General features: G+C 61.6%; 4 protein-coding genes. 2 read left to right on the top strand and 2 right to left on the bottom strand.

All coding sequences use genetic code 11. The features are described 5' to 3' along the window. Both groL and groES read right to left on the bottom strand, forming a co-directional pair. On the bottom strand, positions 1–1,064 hold a 1,064-nt coding region (gene groL, locus EN984_RS29940; RefSeq protein ID WP_127384171.1), incomplete at its 3' end, for a chaperonin GroEL. 56 nt (positions 1,065–1,120) lie between these two features. Next, positions 1,121–1,435: a co-chaperone GroES gene (gene groES, locus EN984_RS29935; protein ID WP_127255658.1), complete on the bottom strand. Its 315-nt coding sequence runs from the start codon at positions 1,433–1,435 to the stop codon at positions 1,121–1,123. A gap of 332 nt (positions 1,436–1,767) precedes the next feature. Here groES and EN984_RS29930 point away from each other — a divergent pair, with 332 nt between their 5' ends. Together EN984_RS29930 and EN984_RS29925 are read left to right on the top strand one after the other, a co-directional pair. Then, positions 1,768–2,046, top strand: coding sequence for an usg protein (locus EN984_RS29930; RefSeq protein WP_127271604.1), 279 nt, complete (start codon positions 1,768–1,770; stop codon positions 2,044–2,046). Positions 2,047–2,219: 173 nt separating this feature from the next. Further along, positions 2,220–2,719: SDR family NAD(P)-dependent oxidoreductase (locus EN984_RS29925; protein ID WP_127384170.1), on the top strand; the 500-nt coding region annotated here is incomplete at its 3' end.

Raw genomic sequence — 2,719 nt, 5'->3', positions numbered from 1 at the left:
TCCTCGATCTGCGCCTTGATCTGCGCGACACGGCCCTGGATCTCTTCCTTGCGGCCGACACCGTCGACGATGGTGGTGTTTTCCTTCTCGATCACCACTTTCTTGGCGCGGCCCAGCATCTGCAGCGTCACATTTTCCAGCTTGATGCCGAGATCTTCCGAGATCGCGGTGCCGCCGGTGAGAATGGCGATGTCTTCCAGCATGGCCTTGCGGCGGTCGCCGAAGCCCGGCGCCTTGACGGCCGCGACCTTGAGGCCGCCGCGCAGCTTGTTGACGACCAGCGTCGCCAGCGCCTCGCCTTCCACATCCTCGGCGATGATCAAGAGCGGCTTGCCCGACTGCACCACGGCTTCAAGCACGGGCAGCATCGCTTGCAGGTTGGAGAGCTTCTTCTCGTGGATCAGCACATAAGGCTCATCGAGTTCGACGCGCATCTTGTCCTGGTTGGTGATGAAATAGGGCGAGAGATAGCCGCGGTCGAACTGCATGCCTTCCACGACTTCGAGTTCGGTCTCGGCGGTCTTGGCCTCCTCCACCGTGATGACGCCCTCATTGCCGACCTTCTCCATCGCCTCGGCGAGGAAACGGCCGATCTCGGCATCGCCATTGGCGGAGATGGTGCCTACCTGCGCGATCTCGTCGTTTCGGGTGACCTTGCGGGCATTGGTCTTCAGTTCGGCGACCACCGCATCGACCGCCTTGTCGATGCCGCGCTTCAAATCCATCGGGTTCATGCCCGAGGCAACCGCCTTGGCCCCTTCCCTGACGATCGCCTGTGCAAGCACCGTTGCGGTCGTCGTGCCGTCGCCGGCAAGGTCGTTGGTCTTGGAAGCCACTTCGCGCACCATCTGGGCGCCCATATTCTCGAACTTGTCTTCAAGCTCGATTTCCTTGGCCACGGTGACGCCGTCCTTGGTGATGCGCGGAGCGCCGAACGACTTGTCGATGACGACATTGCGCCCCTTGGGACCGAGCGTCACCTTTACCGCATTGGCAAGGATATCGACGCCGCGCAGCATCTTCTCGCGCGCTTCGGTATGGAATTTCACTTCTTTGGCAGCCATTGGATCACTCCTTTATCTAGGCAGCATTCGTTGACTGGATGGATACGAAGAAGCCGTCAGGCGGCCTTCTTCACTTCGGCGATCTCATCGATGACACCCATCACGTCGCTTTCCTTCATGATGAGCAGGTCCTCGCCGTCGAGTTTGATTTCGGTGCCGGACCATTTGCCGAACAGGATGCGGTCGCCGACCTTGACATCGAGTTCGACAAGCTTGCCGCTGTCGTCGCGCGCGCCGGGACCGACGGCGAGCACTTCACCTTCCTGCGGTTTTTCCTTTGCGGTATCGGGGATGATGATGCCGCCGGAGGTCTTCTCCTCGGCTTCAAGGCGGCGGACCAGAATACGGTCATGCAATGGACGGAACGCCATGTCGTTCTCCTCGTGGACAAACAGGTTTTTGAGGTTCCTCCGCACCGAACCGGCAATATCGGACCGGTGCGGAACGCCCCGACCCTTCGTCAGGCATCGCGGCGCATATCGAGCTAGTTTTGCCGTTTTTCGGTTTCAAGAGACCGGCGAAAAAATTTTTCCATTCGACCAGAAAGGGCGCCAACGCACTGTTATGGCGCGGCTATTTTCGGAACCCCCGAGCTTCTCGCGACGTTGTTTGAAGAGGAACCGATCGTCCCGGCATGGCATCGGGCGAGTTCAATACGGACATCGCGGGCTGGAGGCCTGAACGGAGAGAGAAGGAGAAAGACATGGCCGATACGGTCAGCAGCGAATTCCGCCTGCAAATGGAAGGTTATGGCCTGACGACGGCCGAAATCCACTATCACCTGCCCGATCATCCGAGCCTGCTTCAGCTCTATGTCTGGCAGGACTATGATCTCGCTCCGGCCTTTCCCGAACTCAAGGGCTTTCTCCAATATTGGGAGCGCGAACTCGACGGTCCGCTGCACTCGGTCCGCATTGCTCATCATCGACTCATCCAGCCTTCGGAATGGCGGGCCGTCGAGGGCATCATCACGGTCCACTAGAGGTCTTTGGGACGGACTCCGCTCCTGCTTCGCCCCCGGAGCGACGACGTTGGAGCAAGCTCTTGCCGGCCCCACGCAGCGCCAACAATCTCCGCTCCAGGATTTCCAATTTCCATGTTGTAAAACGATCCTGCCGCGCTAGCCTGAAACCAGATGCGAGGCGGGGAAGAGGAATGGAGCTTCAGCTCAACGGCAAGGTGGCGCTGGTCACCGGCTCGACGCAAGGCATCGGCCGCGCCATCGCCGAGACGCTGGCGCGCTGCGGCGCCGGCGGCCTGCTCGTCACCGGGCGCGAGAAGACCCGCGGCGATGCCGTGGCGGAAGAGCTTTCGCGGCTCGGCACGCCGACAGTCTTCGTCGCCGCGGACCTCGCCGACCCGGCGGCCCCTGCCCTTTTGACGCAAGCCTGCATCGAGCGCTTCGGCCGCATCGATGCGCTGGTCAACGCCGCAGGGCTGACCGACCGGGCCTCGTTCCTCGACGCCGATCTCGACGGCTGGGCCTCGCTGTTCGCGGTCAACGCGCGGGCACCGTTCTTCCTCATGCAGGCGGCCATCGCCGACATGAAGAAGCGTGGCCAGGGCGGCGCCATCGTCAACATCCTGTCGATCAACGCCCATTGCGGCTCGCCGGAACTCGCCGTCTATTCCGCCAGCAAGGGCGCGCTGGCCAC

This window comes from Mesorhizobium sp. M7A.F.Ca.CA.004.12.1.1 (assembly GCF_003997835.1).
Classification (GTDB): Bacteria; Pseudomonadota; Alphaproteobacteria; order Rhizobiales; family Rhizobiaceae; genus Mesorhizobium.
This window is presented reverse-complemented; position numbering and strand designations above follow the sequence as displayed.

Excerpts from the sequence above, each read along its gene's own strand:
- groES (WP_127255658.1), bottom strand. The coding sequence starts at position 1,435 with ATGGCGTTCCGTCCATTGCATGACCGTATTCTGGTCCGCCGCCTTGAA.
- EN984_RS29930 (WP_127271604.1), top strand. The coding sequence starts at position 1,768 with ATGGCCGATACGGTCAGCAGCGAATTCCGCCTGCAAATGGAAGGTTAT.